Here is a 13,687-nt window from a genome sequence, read left to right as displayed (position 1 = left end):
ACCATGCGCGTCCAGCCCGGACCACGTAATCGCGTCGTGCTGGCCCTGACCGGCCTGCTCGTCCTCGCCGCCGGCGTGTGGCTCGTCGGGGCGGCCTCCGGCCTGCTCACCCCGGACGGGCCGATGGGGGCCCTCGCGGTCCCCGGCGACACCACCGCCGCCTCGGCGTTCGCCGAGCCCGCGGGGTGGCTACCCGCGGCGGCGACGGCCGTGGCGGTGCTCGTCGCCCTCGCCGGCCTCGCCCTGGTGATCTCCCAGATCCCGCGCACCCCCGCCCACACCGTGCTCCGCCTCCACGACGAGGCGGACGGCACCCCGCTCGCCGCGGTCGACCCCCGGGTGCTCGAGCGCGCACTGGCCGAGCGGGCCGAGACCGTCCCGGGTGCGGAGGACGTCTCCGTGCGGGTCGTCGGCTCGGCCGCGGCCCTGCGGGTCGTCGCCGAGCTCACGGTCGCCGAGGACGCGGAGGTGTCGTGGACGGTCGACCGGGCCCGCCGCCGGCTCTCCGGGGACGTCGCCACCGCACTCGGATCCGCCCCGCTCTCGGTGGACGTCCTGGTGACGATGCGCAACTCCCGCACGGGAGGCCGGGCCGACTCCGTGGCGCTGCGCGGCGGGGACGCCGTGGCGGCGGTGCGCGGCGGGCAGGCAGGGGCGGCGCGCGGCGGGCATGCGGAGCGCCCCGCCGGGGCTCCGTGACCGTGCACGCGCGGGCGGCGGTGGTCGACCGCGCCCTGGTCCTCCGGGCCCAGGACGGTGACGCCCAGGCGTTCGACCAGCTGATCGACCGCCACCAGGGCCGGTTGTTCCGCATCGCGTACCTGGTGCTGGGGGACCGGCAGGACAGCGAGGACGTGGTGCAGGAGAGTCTGTTGACCGCGTGGAGGCGCCTGCACCTGCTGGACGACCCGGACGCCGTGCGCGCCTGGCTGTCCCAGATCTGCTCCCGGCGGGCCACGGACATCGCGCGCCGCAGGGCGCGTCGGGCCACCGACGCACACTCGCCCGAGACGCTGCACCACCACCCCGATGACGGACCGGGGTCGGACCCGGCCCGCCGAACGGAGGTCAACGAGCAGATGCGCGCGTTGGCGCAGATCCTGTCCACCATGGAGCCCGACCTCCGGTCCTGCTGGACCCTGCGGGAGATCGACGGCATGTCGTACCGCGAGGTGGCCCACGCCCTCGACATCACCGAGTCCACGGCGCGGGGTCGTATCTCCCGCGCCCGGACGCACGTGATCGACCGAATGAAGGAATGGCGGTGAGCACGATGGACGACGCCCCAGGGTCCGGCGTGCCCGACGATCCCGAGGCCACCCGACGGTACCTCGACAGGATTCGTGACCTGCATCGCGAGTGGGACGAGCTCGAGGACCGCGGTGACGAGTCCGTTCAGCTGTCCTCGCGGGTGCGGTCAACCCTGTCCGAGGTCGTGCGGGCCGACGCCCGGCACGGCGCCCGGGTGCAGATGCCCCCCACCGATCTGGGCCCGTACACCCTGAGCGAACTGGCGCTGCGGACCATGATCCGCGAGACCGTCGACGCCGTGCCGGGGGTGATGAGCCTGCGGACCGTCGTGGACCACGCGCCCGGCCGCGGATGGGGCGAGCGCGGGGTCCCGCAGGCGATCACCTGCAGGGTCTCGCTCGACGCCCGCACCCGCGATCTGCCCGCACTCGCCGAGACGACCCGCCGGGCCGTCCTCAACGCGTGCGAGCGGGAGCTCGACCTGACCGACATCCGTGTCGACATCCACATCGAGGACCTCCATGAGCAGTGAACCGACAGCCCGTGACCTGGTCGAGTTGGTCACGTCCATCCCCGGGGTCTGCGGCCTCGAGCCGGGCATCGGCACCACCCTGCGCACCCTCGACGCCCGCGTCCGCAGAGTCGGCGGGGACCGGGCCCACTTCGGGCTGAACCTCGATCGACCCGGCAGGGCCGTGACGGTGGAGGTCAGTGTCGACCGGTCCCGACCGATCCGGGACATCGTCCGCGACATCCAGGCCGCGCTGCAGGACGCGCTCGCCGGATCGGTGCCCGCGGGAGTGGACGCGCGGGTGCGGGTCCAGTCCCTCGACACCCACGCCGGCAGGGCGTCGTTCCGCCTCGGCCGGGCGTGAGGTCCGGGGTCGTCAGGAGTTGGCGATGGCCAGGACGATCCAGATGGGGAGCCAGAGACCGAACGTCACGACCGTCAACACCAGGTGCAGGGGGTGGTTGACGCGCCGCGCCGGCGCCCCGTGCACGTAGACCGTCTGCTGCACGGGCGGGTAGCCGAACGGCGGCGGGTACGGGCCCGGGCGGAACTGCTGCGGCGGGACGTGCAGGTGCTGCGGGATGAGCGGGTCGCCGTACCCGTACGGCGCGGGGGCTCCGTAGGGGGCGGCCGGCGGCATGCCGTACGGGAAGCCGCCCTCGTGGGCGAGCGGCTCGACCGGGCGGGCGAACGGCTCGGCCGGGCGGGCGAACGGCTCGGCTGGCCGGGCGAACGGCTCGGGTGGCCGGGAGAACGGCTCGACCGGGCGGGAGAACGGCTCGACCGGGCGGGAGAACGGCTGCTGCTCGTAGGCCCGCGGATCGTCGGCGCGGGGTTCGAACGCCGGCGGTTCGTACGGCCGCTCCGCCGGGTAGCGCGCGGTGGGGAAGCGCTCGGTCGGGTTCTCGGACTCCGGCGCTGCCGGGCGGTCCGGGTCCCCGTACCCGCCCTCGGGCCACGGATCGTCCGGCCGCCGCGGATGCTGCTCGTTCATGGTGACTCGATTCGAGGCTCGGGGCGGGATGGACTCCCCCCAACATAACCGCCGCCCACGCCGATCCGCCCCGCCCGGACCGAAGATCCGGGTCCGTCTCAGGGTCACCCCGAGACCGGCCCGCGCGACCCGGGGACCATCCTCGCCCCGCCCACCCATCCCGGACCGGGAGGGCGCCGAATCACCACCAGACGCAGAGACAGGAGACCCACCATGAGCACTCTCCCCGGACGTCACGGCGCTCACCCCCGCCGCCCCCTGGTGACCGCGACGGCCTACACGCTCGCCGCCGCCGGAGGAGTGCTCGCCCTGGCCGCCGGTCTCGTCGCGATCGGTCCGACGCTGGTCGGCACCGTCGCGGCCGCCGAACTCGCCGCCGGAGCCGTTCTCATGTCCCGCGCCACCTGGATGCTGCCCGCCCTGTTCACGCTCATGGTGTTCGCCGGACTCGTTCTGGCCGTCCAGCTCATCAGCGGACGCCGCACCCGCGTCCTCACCGTCCGCGCTCTCACCGCCCGCGTCCGCTCACGTGACGCCGCGCCCACCCCGCCGCCCGTCCCCTTCGAACTCCGCGCACCGGACCGCGCCGTCGCCGAGGCCACTCGCGGACTGTTCCGCCCCCACGGCAACTGACCACCACCCGGGGCGGCCGCGCTCGTCGTCGTCGACACCGGTGCGACCATGGGGGCATGGCCAGACGTGACAAGCGGTTCCAGAAGATCCACTCCGAGGGGATCGGGTTCGGCGGGCGGATCGAGATCCTGCGCGACTCCCGCACGGGCGTCTGCTACCTGTGGCGCAACGACGGCACGGGCGGCGGGCTGACCCCGCTCCTCGACGCGCAGGGCCGGCCGCTCCAGGAGCACGGGCTCTAGGCACGACGGCGCCCGGCGCGGGGTCCGAGCCGCCCGCCGCCGGGGGCCGAGCCGACCCGGGCGCCCAGCCTCAGCAGTGCTCGGCGGTGGGCGCGACCCGGGCGGGGTCCGCGACCGGGCCGGCCGTGGACCCGAGATCGGCCGCGGAGGGCCCGTCCGCCGCCGCGCCGACCCCGTCGCCGACAGCCGGCAACGGAGCCGTCTCCTCGGGCGGGACCGGAGGACACGACGACCCCGGCACGCTGGTCGGAGTGGCCGGTGTGGCCGGCGCGGACGTCGTCGCCGGTCCGGTCGGGGACGCGGACGAGCGCGACGGGCCCGACGACGGGGACCCGGAGTCCGACGCACTGCTCGGATCGTCCGCCGGGCCGGTCGGGATGGCACGCGGGACCCGGATGATCCACGGGCCGGGCCGCTCGACGGGGTCCCCGGCGTCCCCGAGTTCGGGGCCGCCGGGCCCTGCGTCCCCGGGCCTGGCGTTTCCGGGCCTGGCGTCCCCGGCGCCGGCGTCCTCCGCCGCGTTCTCCGGGGGCAGGGACGTGACGACCGTCGACGACAACACCCAAGTCTGCGGAGTCAGCGACTCCGGCGGCGCACCGGGGCCCGTGGACGTGGCCGGATCGACCGCCGGCGCCGCGCCCTGCCACCCGAACGGAACCACCAGGAACACCAGCACCATCGCGGCGACCGCCGCCATCGCCCAGACGAGACCGATGTGCGGATGCGGCTCCGTCGGCGCGGGAGTGGTCCCGCCCCCGGGCGTATCTGGCGCATCTGGGGCATCTGGCGCGTCCCGGGCACCGGGGCGCGTCACCTCAGCCCGCCGGCCGCGGCCGGACCCCCAGGAACCGATCATCGTGCCCCTTCGCCAGGCACCCGCGCCGGGCGGCGGGGTGCGAATCCGGGAGACACCGAACCGTCCCCTTCTCCCGCCCCTACATCGCCCCGGTTTCGGTGAGTGTTACCTCATAAAATTCAAGCCTCGGGGGCTGAACTGCGAGAACAGAAGTCACAGGCGTGGCAGAGCTGACCAGGGTCGGGGCCGTGGACCGAGTCTATGACACCGGGGAACTGACGGGATGCCGCTGGCGAGCGACCGCGCCCGCCACATCCGCTACCCGGACTCGGGATCCGCTCCCCTCACAGGGGTAGCGGATCCGGAGGGACGGTAGCGGATTCCGCGACGGGAGGGGCGGTCGCGGATCCCCGCCCCGCTCCCGGCGGCACTGGACGGATCGGCGGGCCCGTGACACGGTCGGGGCGGCAGCGCGCACGAAAGGCCGACAGCCCATGACCGAGCAGTACACGACTCACCACGACCACGCGGGCCATGACCATTCGCACCACGTGCAGCTGTACGGACACCTGTTCCGGATCATGCTGGTACTGGGCATTCCGACGGTCGCGTTCTCGCCGATGTTCGGTCACCTGCTCGGGTACGAGGTCACCGGCTGGGGCCTGTGGGTCGCACCGGTGCTGGGCACGGTCATGTACGTCTGGGGCGGCCGTCCGTTTCTCACCGGCGGCATCGACGAGATCCGCGCACGACAACCGGGCATGATGCTGCTGATCAGCCTCGGGATCACGGTGGCGTTCCTAGCGTCCTGGGCGGCGACGGTGGGCGTGGTGGACGCCGAGCTCGAGTTCTGGTGGGAGCTCGCGCTGCTGGTGGTGATCATGTTGCTCGGCCACTGGGTGGAGATGCGGTCGCTCGCCCAGACGGGGTCGGCGTTGGACTCGCTGGCGTCATTGCTGCCGGATCGCGCGGAGCGCGTGGTGGGGGACCGGGTCGAGGAGGTCTCACCGGGGGAGTTGGGGTACGACGACGAGGTGATCATCCGCCCGGGCTCCGCAGTCCCCGCGGACGGCGTGATCACCCAGGGCTCGGCGAGCATGGACGAGTCGATGATCACCGGCGAATCACGCACGATCCGCAGGGGCGAGGGCGACCGGGTCGTGGCCGGGACCGTCGCGACGGACTCGGGGGTGCGGATACGAGTGACCGCGGTGGGCGAGGACACCACTCTCGCCGGGATCCGACGGTTGGTCGACGAGGCGCAGAACTCGTCCTCGAGGGCGCAGCGGATCGCCGACCGGGCGGCCGCGTGGCTGTTCTGGTACGCGCTCGTCTCCGCCGTGCTCACGGCGCTGGCGTGGTGGGTGTTCGGCACGCCCGAGCAGGTCGTGGCGCGGGTGATCACGGTGCTGGTGATCGCGTGCCCGCACGCGCTGGGGCTGGCGATCCCGCTGGTGGTGTCCATCGCCACGGAGCGGGCCGCCCGCGGCGGCGTGCTCGTCACCGACCGGCTGGCGCTGGAGGGTATGCGCACGGTCGACGTGGTGCTGTTCGACAAGACCGGCACCCTGACGACCGGCGCGCCCTCGGTCACCGCGGTGGAGACGGTCCCGGGCTGGGAGGACGCGGAGCTGCTGCGGTTGGCCGCGGCGGCGGAGTCGGACTCCGAGCACCCGCTCGCCCGCGCGATCGTGTCCGCCGCGGGGGAGCGGGGGCTGGAGGTGCCGCCGGCGGTCGACTTCGCCTCGTCGCCGGCGGTGGGGGTCCGGGCGCGTGCCGACGGGCGGGTGGTGCAGGTCGGCGGGCCGTATCTGCTGCAGCAGGAGGGTCTGGCGGAGTCCGCCGACCTGGCGGGCAGGCTCGAGTCGTGGCGCGCGCAGGGCGCGATCATCCTGCACGTTCTGGTAGACGGGGAGATCGTGGGCGCGCTGCGCCTGATGGACGAGATCCGTCCCGAGTCCGCAGCCGCCGTGGCCGCGCTCCACGAGCGGGGTGTGCAGGTACAGATGATCACCGGAGACGCCGAGGCCGTGGCCGCGTCCGTGTCGCGCGAGTTGGGTATCGACCGCTTCTTCGCCGGCGTGCGCCCCGAGGACAAGGCGGCCACCGTCCGGCAGCTGCAGGAGGAGGGGCGGCGGGTGGCGATGGTCGGCGACGGCGTCAACGACGCGCCCGCGTTGGCCCAGGCGGATGTGGGTATCGCGATCGGGGCGGGCACCGACGTGGCGATCGCGTCGGCCGGCGTGGTGCTGGCGACCGACGATCCGCGGGCCGTGGTCTCGACCGCCGGGTTGTCGGAGTCCGCCTACCGGAAGATGGTGCAGAACCTGTGGTGGGCAGGCGGCTACAACCTCCTGGCGGTCCCGCTCGCCGCGGGCGTCCTCGCTCCGGTGGGCCTGGTGATGCCGATGTCGGTCGGGGCGGTACTCATGTCCCTGTCGACGGTGGTGGTGGCTCTGAACGCTCAGCTCCTACGGCGCGTGGACCTGTCCCCGGACGCGCTCGTCGGGCCCGGCGGCGACGGCGGGGCGAGCCGTGGTGGGTCTGGTGACCGCGAGTGAAGCCGTGGATCGTCGATCCGGGAACCACCGGATCCGGTTCGCCGAGCGGCCCGACCGTGATCAGTCGACGTCCGGCGCCCACTGCACGCCGTTGATGTGCGCGCCCCCGTCGACGAACAGGGTGTTGCCGGTGAGATAGCGGCTGGCATCGCCGGCGAGGAACGCCGCGACGGAACCGATGTCGTCCAGCGGGTCGCCCACGCGGCCCATCGGGTTGGCCGCGGCGATGCCGGCGGCCATCTCCGGATTCGCCTCGGCCACGCGACGGTAGGCCTCGCTCTGTGCGCCGGGGCAGATCACGTTGCAGCACACCTGACGCGGCGCCCACTCCCGCGCCGCCGTACGGGTGAGCGTGCGCAGGGCCTCCTTGGCCGCGTTGTACTGCACTGAGTACATGTGCGCGTTGACGCCGTTGAGGGAGCACAGGTTGATGACGCGGCCCGTGCCGTGCTTCTCGAGCTCGGGCAGCGCGGCCTGCATCGCCCAGAACGCGGCCATCACGGCCATGTCGAACCCCGACCGCAGCTTCTCGTCGGTCATGTTCTCCAGCCGTGCGAAGCCCGAACCCCGCCACGCGTTGTTCACCAGGATGTCGAGCCGGCCGAACCGCTGCACCGTCGAGTCGATCATCCCCACAACCTGGTCCTTGACCATGACGTCAGTGGGCACGAACTCGGCGTCGACACCCCACTGCTCCCGCAGCCATCGAGCGGTCCCGGTACCGGCGGCCTCGTCGATCTCGGCGACCATCACCGAGGCGCCCTCGCGGGCGAGCGCGCCGGCGATCCCCCTGCCGATGCCCATCCCGGCCCCGGTCACCACTGCCACGCGTCCGTCGAGAGTTCCCATACCCACCTCTAAGTCGGTTTCTTAATCCGTTGGAACAAGTTCTACTCGACGGGCGAGGGGGCGCGCGCGTCTTCGACCGAGAGTCGCCGGCCCAGGACCGGATTCCGTCAGTCGACGTCCGGGCGTCTGCGATTGCGTTTGATCTCCGCGCGGCGCTGCTCGTGCTGGATCCGGCGTCGTCGCGATCCGCGGGTGGGCCGGGTCGGCCGGCGGGGTACCGGAGGCGCGAGGGCCCCGCGCAGCAGGTCGGCGAGGCGTTCCCGCGCCGCCACACGATTGCGGTGCTGGGACCGGTGCTCCTCCGCGGTGATCGTGAGGACGCCGCCCGACACCCTCGCGGCGAGAGCCTGCAGTACGCGGGCGCGCTGGTCCTCGTCCAGGGCCGTCGTGGTCGACAGGTCGAGGCTGAGCTGGACGCGCGAGTCGGAGGTGTTGACGTGCTGACCGCCGGGCCCGGACGACCTCGAGAACCGCTCGACCAACTCGTCCGCCGGGATCACGAGCCCTCGGGGGACGCCGGGCCCAGGGGGTACCCGCAGGCCGCCGGGGGCGTGGCGGTGGTTCACGGGGCGGGCTCGTCGACCTCCGGGCGGCCTTCGACCGCCAACCGCGGTTCGACGCGCTTGTGCGGGTGGAATCCGGACTTGTCGGAGTAGAAGTCGCGGATGCGGTCCATATCCGCCGTGATGTCGCCGGTCAGGTCGATCGTCGGGCCCAGTCCCGTCGTCATGGTGGTCCGGTCGACATATCCCAGGATCACGGGCAGCCCCGTCTCCCGCGCGATCCGGTAGAAGCCCGACTTCCAGTGCTCGTGCCCGCCGCGGGTCCCGTCGGGCGTGATGACCAAGCAGAACGTTTCTCCCGCGTGCACCGTCCGGACCATGTCCTCCACGACCCGGGCCGGGTCACCACGGTCCACCGGGATCCCGCCGAGCACCCGCATCAGCGGCCCCCGCCACCCGGAGAACAAGCTCGCCTTGCCCAGCCAGCGCACGTCGATGCCCAGCCGCCAGGCGATGCCGAGCATGAGGACGAAGTCCCAGTTGGACGTGTGTGGCGCGCCGAGGAGGATCGACGGCCGGTCCGGCCCCGGACGGGTCGACAGGCTCCAGCGGCTGAGGCGCCAATAGGCGCGGGCGACGAGGTCACGGGGCACGCCGCCACCCTAGGTGACGGGACCGGGACCCGCGGGCGGGTGAACCCCGTCCTGCACCCCGCAGGCGCCGCACGGTGCCCTCGCGGGCGGTGCGTTCGCGGGCGGTGCGTTCGCGGGCGGTCGTGATGAAACCGATACCCGTGCGCTGGCTATATAACTATATGGTTATCACGCACGGCGGCTCCGCTACCTCCGCGAGGGTCGACCCTCCCGGACCAAGGAACTGCAATGGGCACCACCGACTCAGGCTCGTCCGATCCGCCCGCCGACCGACCCCGCCCGCTCGACTGGGCCGTGCTCGTCGCGGGCGTGGTCCTCACGGTGCTCGGACTCGTCCTGGGTGCGGTGGGGCTCCTGCTGAGCGTGGCGCAGCAGTCGCAGGAGGACGGGCAGTTCCTCTACACGGAGACGCAGCGGTTCCACGCCGTCGGCAACGCCATCACGACGAGCCCCATCGCCGTCGACCTCGGTGAGGGGGAGGCGGTCGACCCGGGCGGTCTCGATGTGGACGACCTGATCACCGTGCGCATCCGGGCGACGCCGGTGGTCCCGGACCAGCGGGTGTTCCTCGGGATCGCCGAGGCCGACGCAGTGGACGAGTACCTCCGCGACGTGCCGCACTCGGTGCTCGGGGACGACCCGTGGGACGACGGGGTCGGGATGGGGCCCGTGACGTGGGGGAGCGGGGAGGATCCCGACGCGGCGCTGCGCCCGGTCCCGGGGACGCGCACTCCGGAGCCACCCCTCGTGCAGGGGATCTGGGCACACGCCATCACCGGTTCCACCGCGCAGGCTCTGGACGTCAACCTGCGCCCGGGGAACTGGGTGGTGGTGGTGATGAACGCCGACGGCGGCCGCCCGCTCTGGGTCGACCTGCAGGTCGGTGCGCACACCGAACTCCTCGGGCTCGTCGACGCCGCGGCCCCGCTCGTCTCGGGCCTCATCGCACTCGTGCTGGGCATCCCGCTGGTGCTGTTCGGGGCCGCGGGACTCGGGCGGCACGTCGGCCGCGGTCACGTGGGCGGCGGCGCGGCTGACCCCGGGCGCTCCGACCCGTTGCGGCTCACCGGGCTGCCCGACGACCGGGTCTCACGCGGCCTGTGGCTCGTCAAGTGGCTGCTGGCGATCCCGCACTACATCGTCCTGGCCGTCCTGTCGGTCGCGGTGGTCGTCGTCACGGTGGCGGCAGGCCTGACGATCCTGGTGACGGGCCGCTACCCGCGGCCGTGGTTCGACTTCGTCGTGGCCGCGATGCGCTGGCACTGGCGGGTCGGCTTCTACGCGTACGCCGTGCTCGGAACCGACCGCTACCCGCCCTTCGCCCTGGGCCGGGCCGACTATCCCGCCGACCTCGACGTGGCCTACCCGGGCCACCTGTCGCGTGGTCTGGTGCTGGTGAAATGGTGGCTGCTGGTCCTGCCGCACCTGCTCGTCATCGGCATCGTCACCGGTGGCGGCATCGTGGCCGTCAACGTCTCGGACAGCGACGCGGGGTCGTGGAGTGCCAGCCTGCTCGGGCTGCTCGTGCTGATCGCCGCGATCGGGCTGTTGTTCACCGGTCGCTACCCGTCCGGCCTGTTCGCCCTCAACGTGGGCCTCAACCGTTGGGTGTACCGCGTCGCGTCGTACAGCCTGCTCCTGCGGGACGAGTATCCGCCGTTCCGCCTGGACCAGGGGCCAGAGGACTGACCGCCCGGCGGGTCAGCGCCCGCCGGTGACGACCCGGGCCAGCAGGTCCGCCAGACGCTCGTCGATCCCCTCACGCTCGGACTCCGGGATGTCCAGCGCGTCGAGCAGGGCCTCACGCAGTACCGGCCAGCCGTAGACGGCGGTGAACACCAGCAGCAGCTCCACGTCGCCGGCCGGTGGGGGAGAGGTCATCCGTCGCAGCTCCGCGACGGGCCGCTGCGACGGATCGAGCATCGGGGGGAACGCCGCCTCGCGATCGAGCGCCAACCACGCCAGCAGGCGGCTGATCTCCGGATGCGCCGAGGCGCCCAGCAGCATCCCGCGCACCGCCTCGCCGGCGTCGTCCAGACCCTCCAGCCTCGCCGCGCCGAACCGCACCGCGTCCTGCATCACCGCCGTGATCAGCGCGTCCTTGCGGCCCACGTGCCGGTGGATGAGGCCCAGGTTCACCTGCGCCGCCTCCGCGATGTCGCGCAGCGGAACGTGCGGGCCGCGCTCCGAGAACAGCCGACGGGCCTCCCGCATCACCGCCGAGCGCACCTCGTCGCGGCCCGTCGGGCGAGCTCCTGACGGACGTGCCCCACCGGGTGGTCGCCCACTCCCGGTCGCCTCGGCCGGCGTCTGCCCCGGCTCTCGGGCGGACGCCCCGGCGGGCGGGCCGGACGGGGCGTCGGTGGCCTCGTCGTCGTCGTCGTCGTGATCGCGTCCGGCGGCGTTGTTCCCGGTTTCCATTCCCGAACTGTACACACTTGACTACAGTCAACGGGAGCGCGCGAAACCCGGCGCCCCCACCCGTGTGAAAGGCCCCCATGACCACCACCGACCGCCGCGACGACATCGATGCCATCAAGGCCCTCAAGTACCGCTACCTGCGCTGCGTCGACCTCCGGCTGTGGGACGAGCTCGCCGAGACCCTCGCCCCCGAGGTCACCGCCTCCTACGGCAAGCGCCTGAGCTACACCGGCCGCGACGAGGTCGTGGCGGGGCTGCGCGGGCAGATGACCGACGGCGTCGTCACCGAGCACCAGGCCCACCACCCCGAGATCGAGATCGACGGCGACACCGCCACCGGCCGCTGGTACCTGCAGGACCGCGTGATCGTGCCCGAGTACGACACCTTCATCTTCGGCAGCGCCTTCTACGACGACGCCTACGCCCGCGTCGACGGCCGCTGGCTCATCACCCGCACCGGCTACACGCGGACCTACGAGGCCCAGATCAACCTCAAGGACGTCCCCAGTTTCCGGCTCAACGACAACCACCTGGCCCCCGCCGACGGCAAGTGACGGCGGCGCGGACCGCCCGGGACGACAGCGCCGGCAGTGCGGCCCAGGGGCATGACGGTGACGAGTGGACCTGATCGCCGTCGCGGTGGTGTGCGTGGCCGTCGCCTCGGTGATCGGCGGCGCCACCGGGTTCGGCACCTCCCTGATCGCCACGCCGCTCATGCTCACCGCGGGTATCGGGCTGGCGGAGACGGTCACGGTGAACCTGGTCGTCGCACTCATCACCCGCGTGGGCGTCACCGTGCAGCTGCGCGAGCACATCACCTGGCGACGGGTCGCGGTCCTCGGCGCGGCGTCGGTGCCCGGGGCCTGGCTGGGCGTGCAGACCGTCACCCTGCTCCCGGAACAACACCTCGCGCCCGCTGCCGGTGCCGTCACCATCCTGTGCGGCCTCGCGATGGCGCTGCCCACCCGACGCACGGCCCGGCCGCCGTCCGCCGCGATCACCGCGACGGTCGGCGCGATCGGCGGCTACTTCTCCACCACCACCTCGCTCAACGGCCCGCCCGTCGTCCTGCTGCTGGGCCGCGCCAGGATCCCGCCGATGGGCTTCATTGCCGACCTCGCCGGCTACTTCGTCATCACCAGCCTGGTCTCGCTCGCGCTGCTGTGGTCGGGCACGGGGATCGACCTGCCCGGACTGTGGCCCCTGCTCGCGGCGTGCATCGTCGCCGGGGTCGCGGCCAACCAGGTGGGCATCGCGATAGCCCGGCGCCTGCCCACCCACCTGTTCCGCTCGGCCGTGATCGCCCTCGTGGTGATCGCCGGCCTGCTCACGATCGTCACGGCGTGACCGCCGTCCCGACACCCACCCACGCGACCCGGAGGACCCCATGACCGACACGCCCCAGAACGCCGCGCCGCAGGATGCCGCGCCGCAGGACGCCGCACCGCAGGACGCCTCGACCCGCCTGGCCGCCCCGCAGGACGCCTCGACCCGCCTGGCCGGGAAGGTCGCGATCGTCACCGGCGGGGGCCAGGGCGTCGGCCGCGGCATCTCCCTCGGCCTGGCGGAGTCCGGCGCCGCCGTGCTGCTCGTCGGCCGCAAGCTGCACAAGCTCGAGCGCGTCGCCGAGGAGATCCGCGCCGCCGGCGGCACCGCGGAGTGCCTCGCGGCCGACATCATCGCCGACGGCGCCCCCGAGACCATCATCTCCACCGCGGTCGACCGCCTCGGCGGCGTGGACATCCTCGTCAACAACGCGAACATGGCCATGCCGCTGCCGCTGTCGGACTACCCCGACGACGACTTCCGCACCGCCTTCGAGGGCGGGCCCCGCGTCACCCTGAGCCTCATGAAGCTCGCCCGCCCCGAGATGGCCAAGCGCGGCGGCGGCACCGTCATCAACCTCGTCACCTCCGCCGCCGTCCGCTGGGACGCCGCCAACTACGGCATCTACGCCGCCGTGAAGGAGGCCGTCCGCGCCCTCACCCGCGCCGCCGCCTACGAATGGGCCGCCGACGGCATCCGCGCCCTCAACGTGGCCCCCCACGCCCACAGCCCCGGGCTCGACTGGTGGATGGACAACAACCCGGAGGAGGCCGCCGAGTTCATCGCCGGCATCCCCGCCGGCCGGGTGGGCGACCCCCTCGTCGACATCGGCCGCCCCGTCGCCTGGCTCTGCTCCGGCGAGGCCTCGTATCTGACCGGTGCGACCATCCCGCTCGACGGCGGGCAGTCGCGCTGGGGCTGACCTCGTCGTCGTCGCCGTCGTCGTC

General features: G+C 73.2%; 17 protein-coding genes. 11 read left to right on the top strand and 6 right to left on the bottom strand.

The genetic code is table 11. The features are described from left to right. Positions 1-3 precede the first annotated feature (3 nt). The 4 genes from RWK90_RS05535 to RWK90_RS05520 are packed head-to-tail and all read left to right on the top strand — an operon-like array spanning position 4 to position 2,126. On the top strand, positions 4-699 hold the full coding sequence (locus tag RWK90_RS05535) for a hypothetical protein (RefSeq protein ID WP_314035583.1): 696 nt from the start codon (positions 4-6) through the stop codon (positions 697-699). Next, entirely contained in the window at positions 696-1,268 is a 573-nt protein-coding gene (locus RWK90_RS05530; RefSeq protein ID WP_314035581.1) for an RNA polymerase sigma factor, read from the top strand. Before RWK90_RS05535 ends, RWK90_RS05530 begins: the two co-directional genes overlap by 4 nt. Then, positions 1,259-1,783, top strand: a complete 525-nt coding sequence (locus tag RWK90_RS05525; RefSeq protein ID WP_314035579.1) for a hypothetical protein — start codon at positions 1,259-1,261, stop codon at positions 1,781-1,783. Before RWK90_RS05530 ends, RWK90_RS05525 begins: the two co-directional genes overlap by 10 nt. Beyond that, a complete protein-coding gene (locus RWK90_RS05520) occupies positions 1,773-2,126 on the top strand; it encodes a transcriptional regulator (protein WP_314035577.1) in 354 nt (117 codons plus the stop codon). The genes RWK90_RS05525 and RWK90_RS05520 overlap by 11 nt, the downstream gene beginning before the upstream one ends. A gap of 12 nt (positions 2,127-2,138) precedes the next feature. On the opposite strand, the gene RWK90_RS05515 is transcribed toward RWK90_RS05520, so the two are convergent. Beyond that, positions 2,139-2,756, bottom strand: a complete 618-nt coding sequence (locus tag RWK90_RS05515; RefSeq protein WP_314035575.1) for a hypothetical protein — start codon at positions 2,754-2,756, stop codon at positions 2,139-2,141. 213 nt (positions 2,757-2,969) lie between these two features. Here RWK90_RS05515 and RWK90_RS05510 point away from each other — a divergent pair, with 213 nt between their 5' ends. Together RWK90_RS05510 and RWK90_RS05505 are read left to right on the top strand one after the other, a co-directional pair. Then, positions 2,970-3,389 (top strand): hypothetical protein, encoded by a 420-nt coding sequence (locus RWK90_RS05510; protein ID WP_314035574.1) that lies wholly within the window; start codon positions 2,970-2,972, stop codon positions 3,387-3,389. A 56-nt stretch (positions 3,390-3,445) separates the two neighbouring features. Further along, positions 3,446-3,631, top strand: a complete 186-nt coding sequence (locus RWK90_RS05505) for a DUF6440 family protein (protein WP_314035572.1) — start codon at positions 3,446-3,448, stop codon at positions 3,629-3,631. Between the two features lie 70 nt (positions 3,632-3,701). Here the strand turns inward: RWK90_RS05505 and RWK90_RS05500 are convergent, their stop codons facing one another. Then, complete coding sequence (locus tag RWK90_RS05500) at positions 3,702-4,328, bottom strand: hypothetical protein (protein ID WP_314035570.1); 627 nt, start codon at positions 4,326-4,328, stop codon at positions 3,702-3,704. 593 nt (positions 4,329-4,921) lie between these two features. Here RWK90_RS05500 and RWK90_RS05495 point away from each other — a divergent pair. Continuing rightward, positions 4,922-6,988: a heavy metal translocating P-type ATPase gene (locus RWK90_RS05495; RefSeq protein ID WP_314035568.1), complete on the top strand. Its 2,067-nt coding sequence runs from the start codon at positions 4,922-4,924 to the stop codon at positions 6,986-6,988. 60 nt (positions 6,989-7,048) lie between these two features. On the opposite strand, the gene RWK90_RS05490 is transcribed toward RWK90_RS05495, so the two are convergent. The 3 genes from RWK90_RS05490 to RWK90_RS05480 form a co-directional block, all read right to left on the bottom strand. Next, a complete protein-coding gene (locus RWK90_RS05490; protein WP_314035566.1) occupies positions 7,049-7,837 on the bottom strand; it encodes an SDR family oxidoreductase in 789 nt (262 codons plus the stop codon). A 107-nt stretch (positions 7,838-7,944) separates the two neighbouring features. Continuing rightward, positions 7,945-8,337: an alternative ribosome rescue aminoacyl-tRNA hydrolase ArfB gene (arfB, locus tag RWK90_RS05485; RefSeq protein WP_314035564.1), complete on the bottom strand. Its 393-nt coding sequence runs from the start codon at positions 8,335-8,337 to the stop codon at positions 7,945-7,947. 62 nt (positions 8,338-8,399) lie between these two features. Continuing rightward, positions 8,400-8,993: a 1-acyl-sn-glycerol-3-phosphate acyltransferase gene (locus RWK90_RS05480; RefSeq protein ID WP_314035562.1), complete on the bottom strand. Its 594-nt coding sequence runs from the start codon at positions 8,991-8,993 to the stop codon at positions 8,400-8,402. A 228-nt stretch (positions 8,994-9,221) separates the two neighbouring features. Between RWK90_RS05480 and RWK90_RS05475 the strand changes: the two genes are divergently transcribed. Continuing rightward, a complete protein-coding gene (locus RWK90_RS05475) occupies positions 9,222-10,682 on the top strand; it encodes a DUF4389 domain-containing protein (RefSeq protein WP_314035561.1) in 1,461 nt (486 codons plus the stop codon). 12 nt (positions 10,683-10,694) lie between these two features. On the opposite strand, the gene RWK90_RS05470 is transcribed toward RWK90_RS05475, so the two are convergent. Next, entirely contained in the window at positions 10,695-11,414 is a 720-nt protein-coding gene (locus RWK90_RS05470; protein WP_314035558.1) for a helix-turn-helix domain-containing protein, read from the bottom strand. Positions 11,415-11,491: 77 nt separating this feature from the next. Here RWK90_RS05470 and RWK90_RS05465 point away from each other — a divergent pair, with 77 nt between their 5' ends. From RWK90_RS05465 to RWK90_RS05455, 3 genes are all read left to right on the top strand, one after another. Next, a complete protein-coding gene (locus RWK90_RS05465; RefSeq protein ID WP_314035556.1) occupies positions 11,492-11,968 on the top strand; it encodes a nuclear transport factor 2 family protein in 477 nt (158 codons plus the stop codon). Between the two features lie 64 nt (positions 11,969-12,032). Continuing rightward, positions 12,033-12,761: a sulfite exporter TauE/SafE family protein gene (locus tag RWK90_RS05460; RefSeq protein ID WP_314035554.1), complete on the top strand. Its 729-nt coding sequence runs from the start codon at positions 12,033-12,035 to the stop codon at positions 12,759-12,761. A gap of 40 nt (positions 12,762-12,801) precedes the next feature. After that, positions 12,802-13,662, top strand: coding sequence for an SDR family oxidoreductase (locus RWK90_RS05455; protein WP_314035552.1), 861 nt, complete (start codon positions 12,802-12,804; stop codon positions 13,660-13,662). Positions 13,663-13,687: the final 25 nt, after the last annotated feature.

It is taken from the genome of Dietzia sp. CH92 (genome assembly GCF_032248695.1).
Taxonomy (GTDB): Bacteria; Actinomycetota; Actinomycetes; order Mycobacteriales; family Mycobacteriaceae; genus Dietzia.
This window is presented reverse-complemented; position numbering and strand designations above follow the sequence as displayed.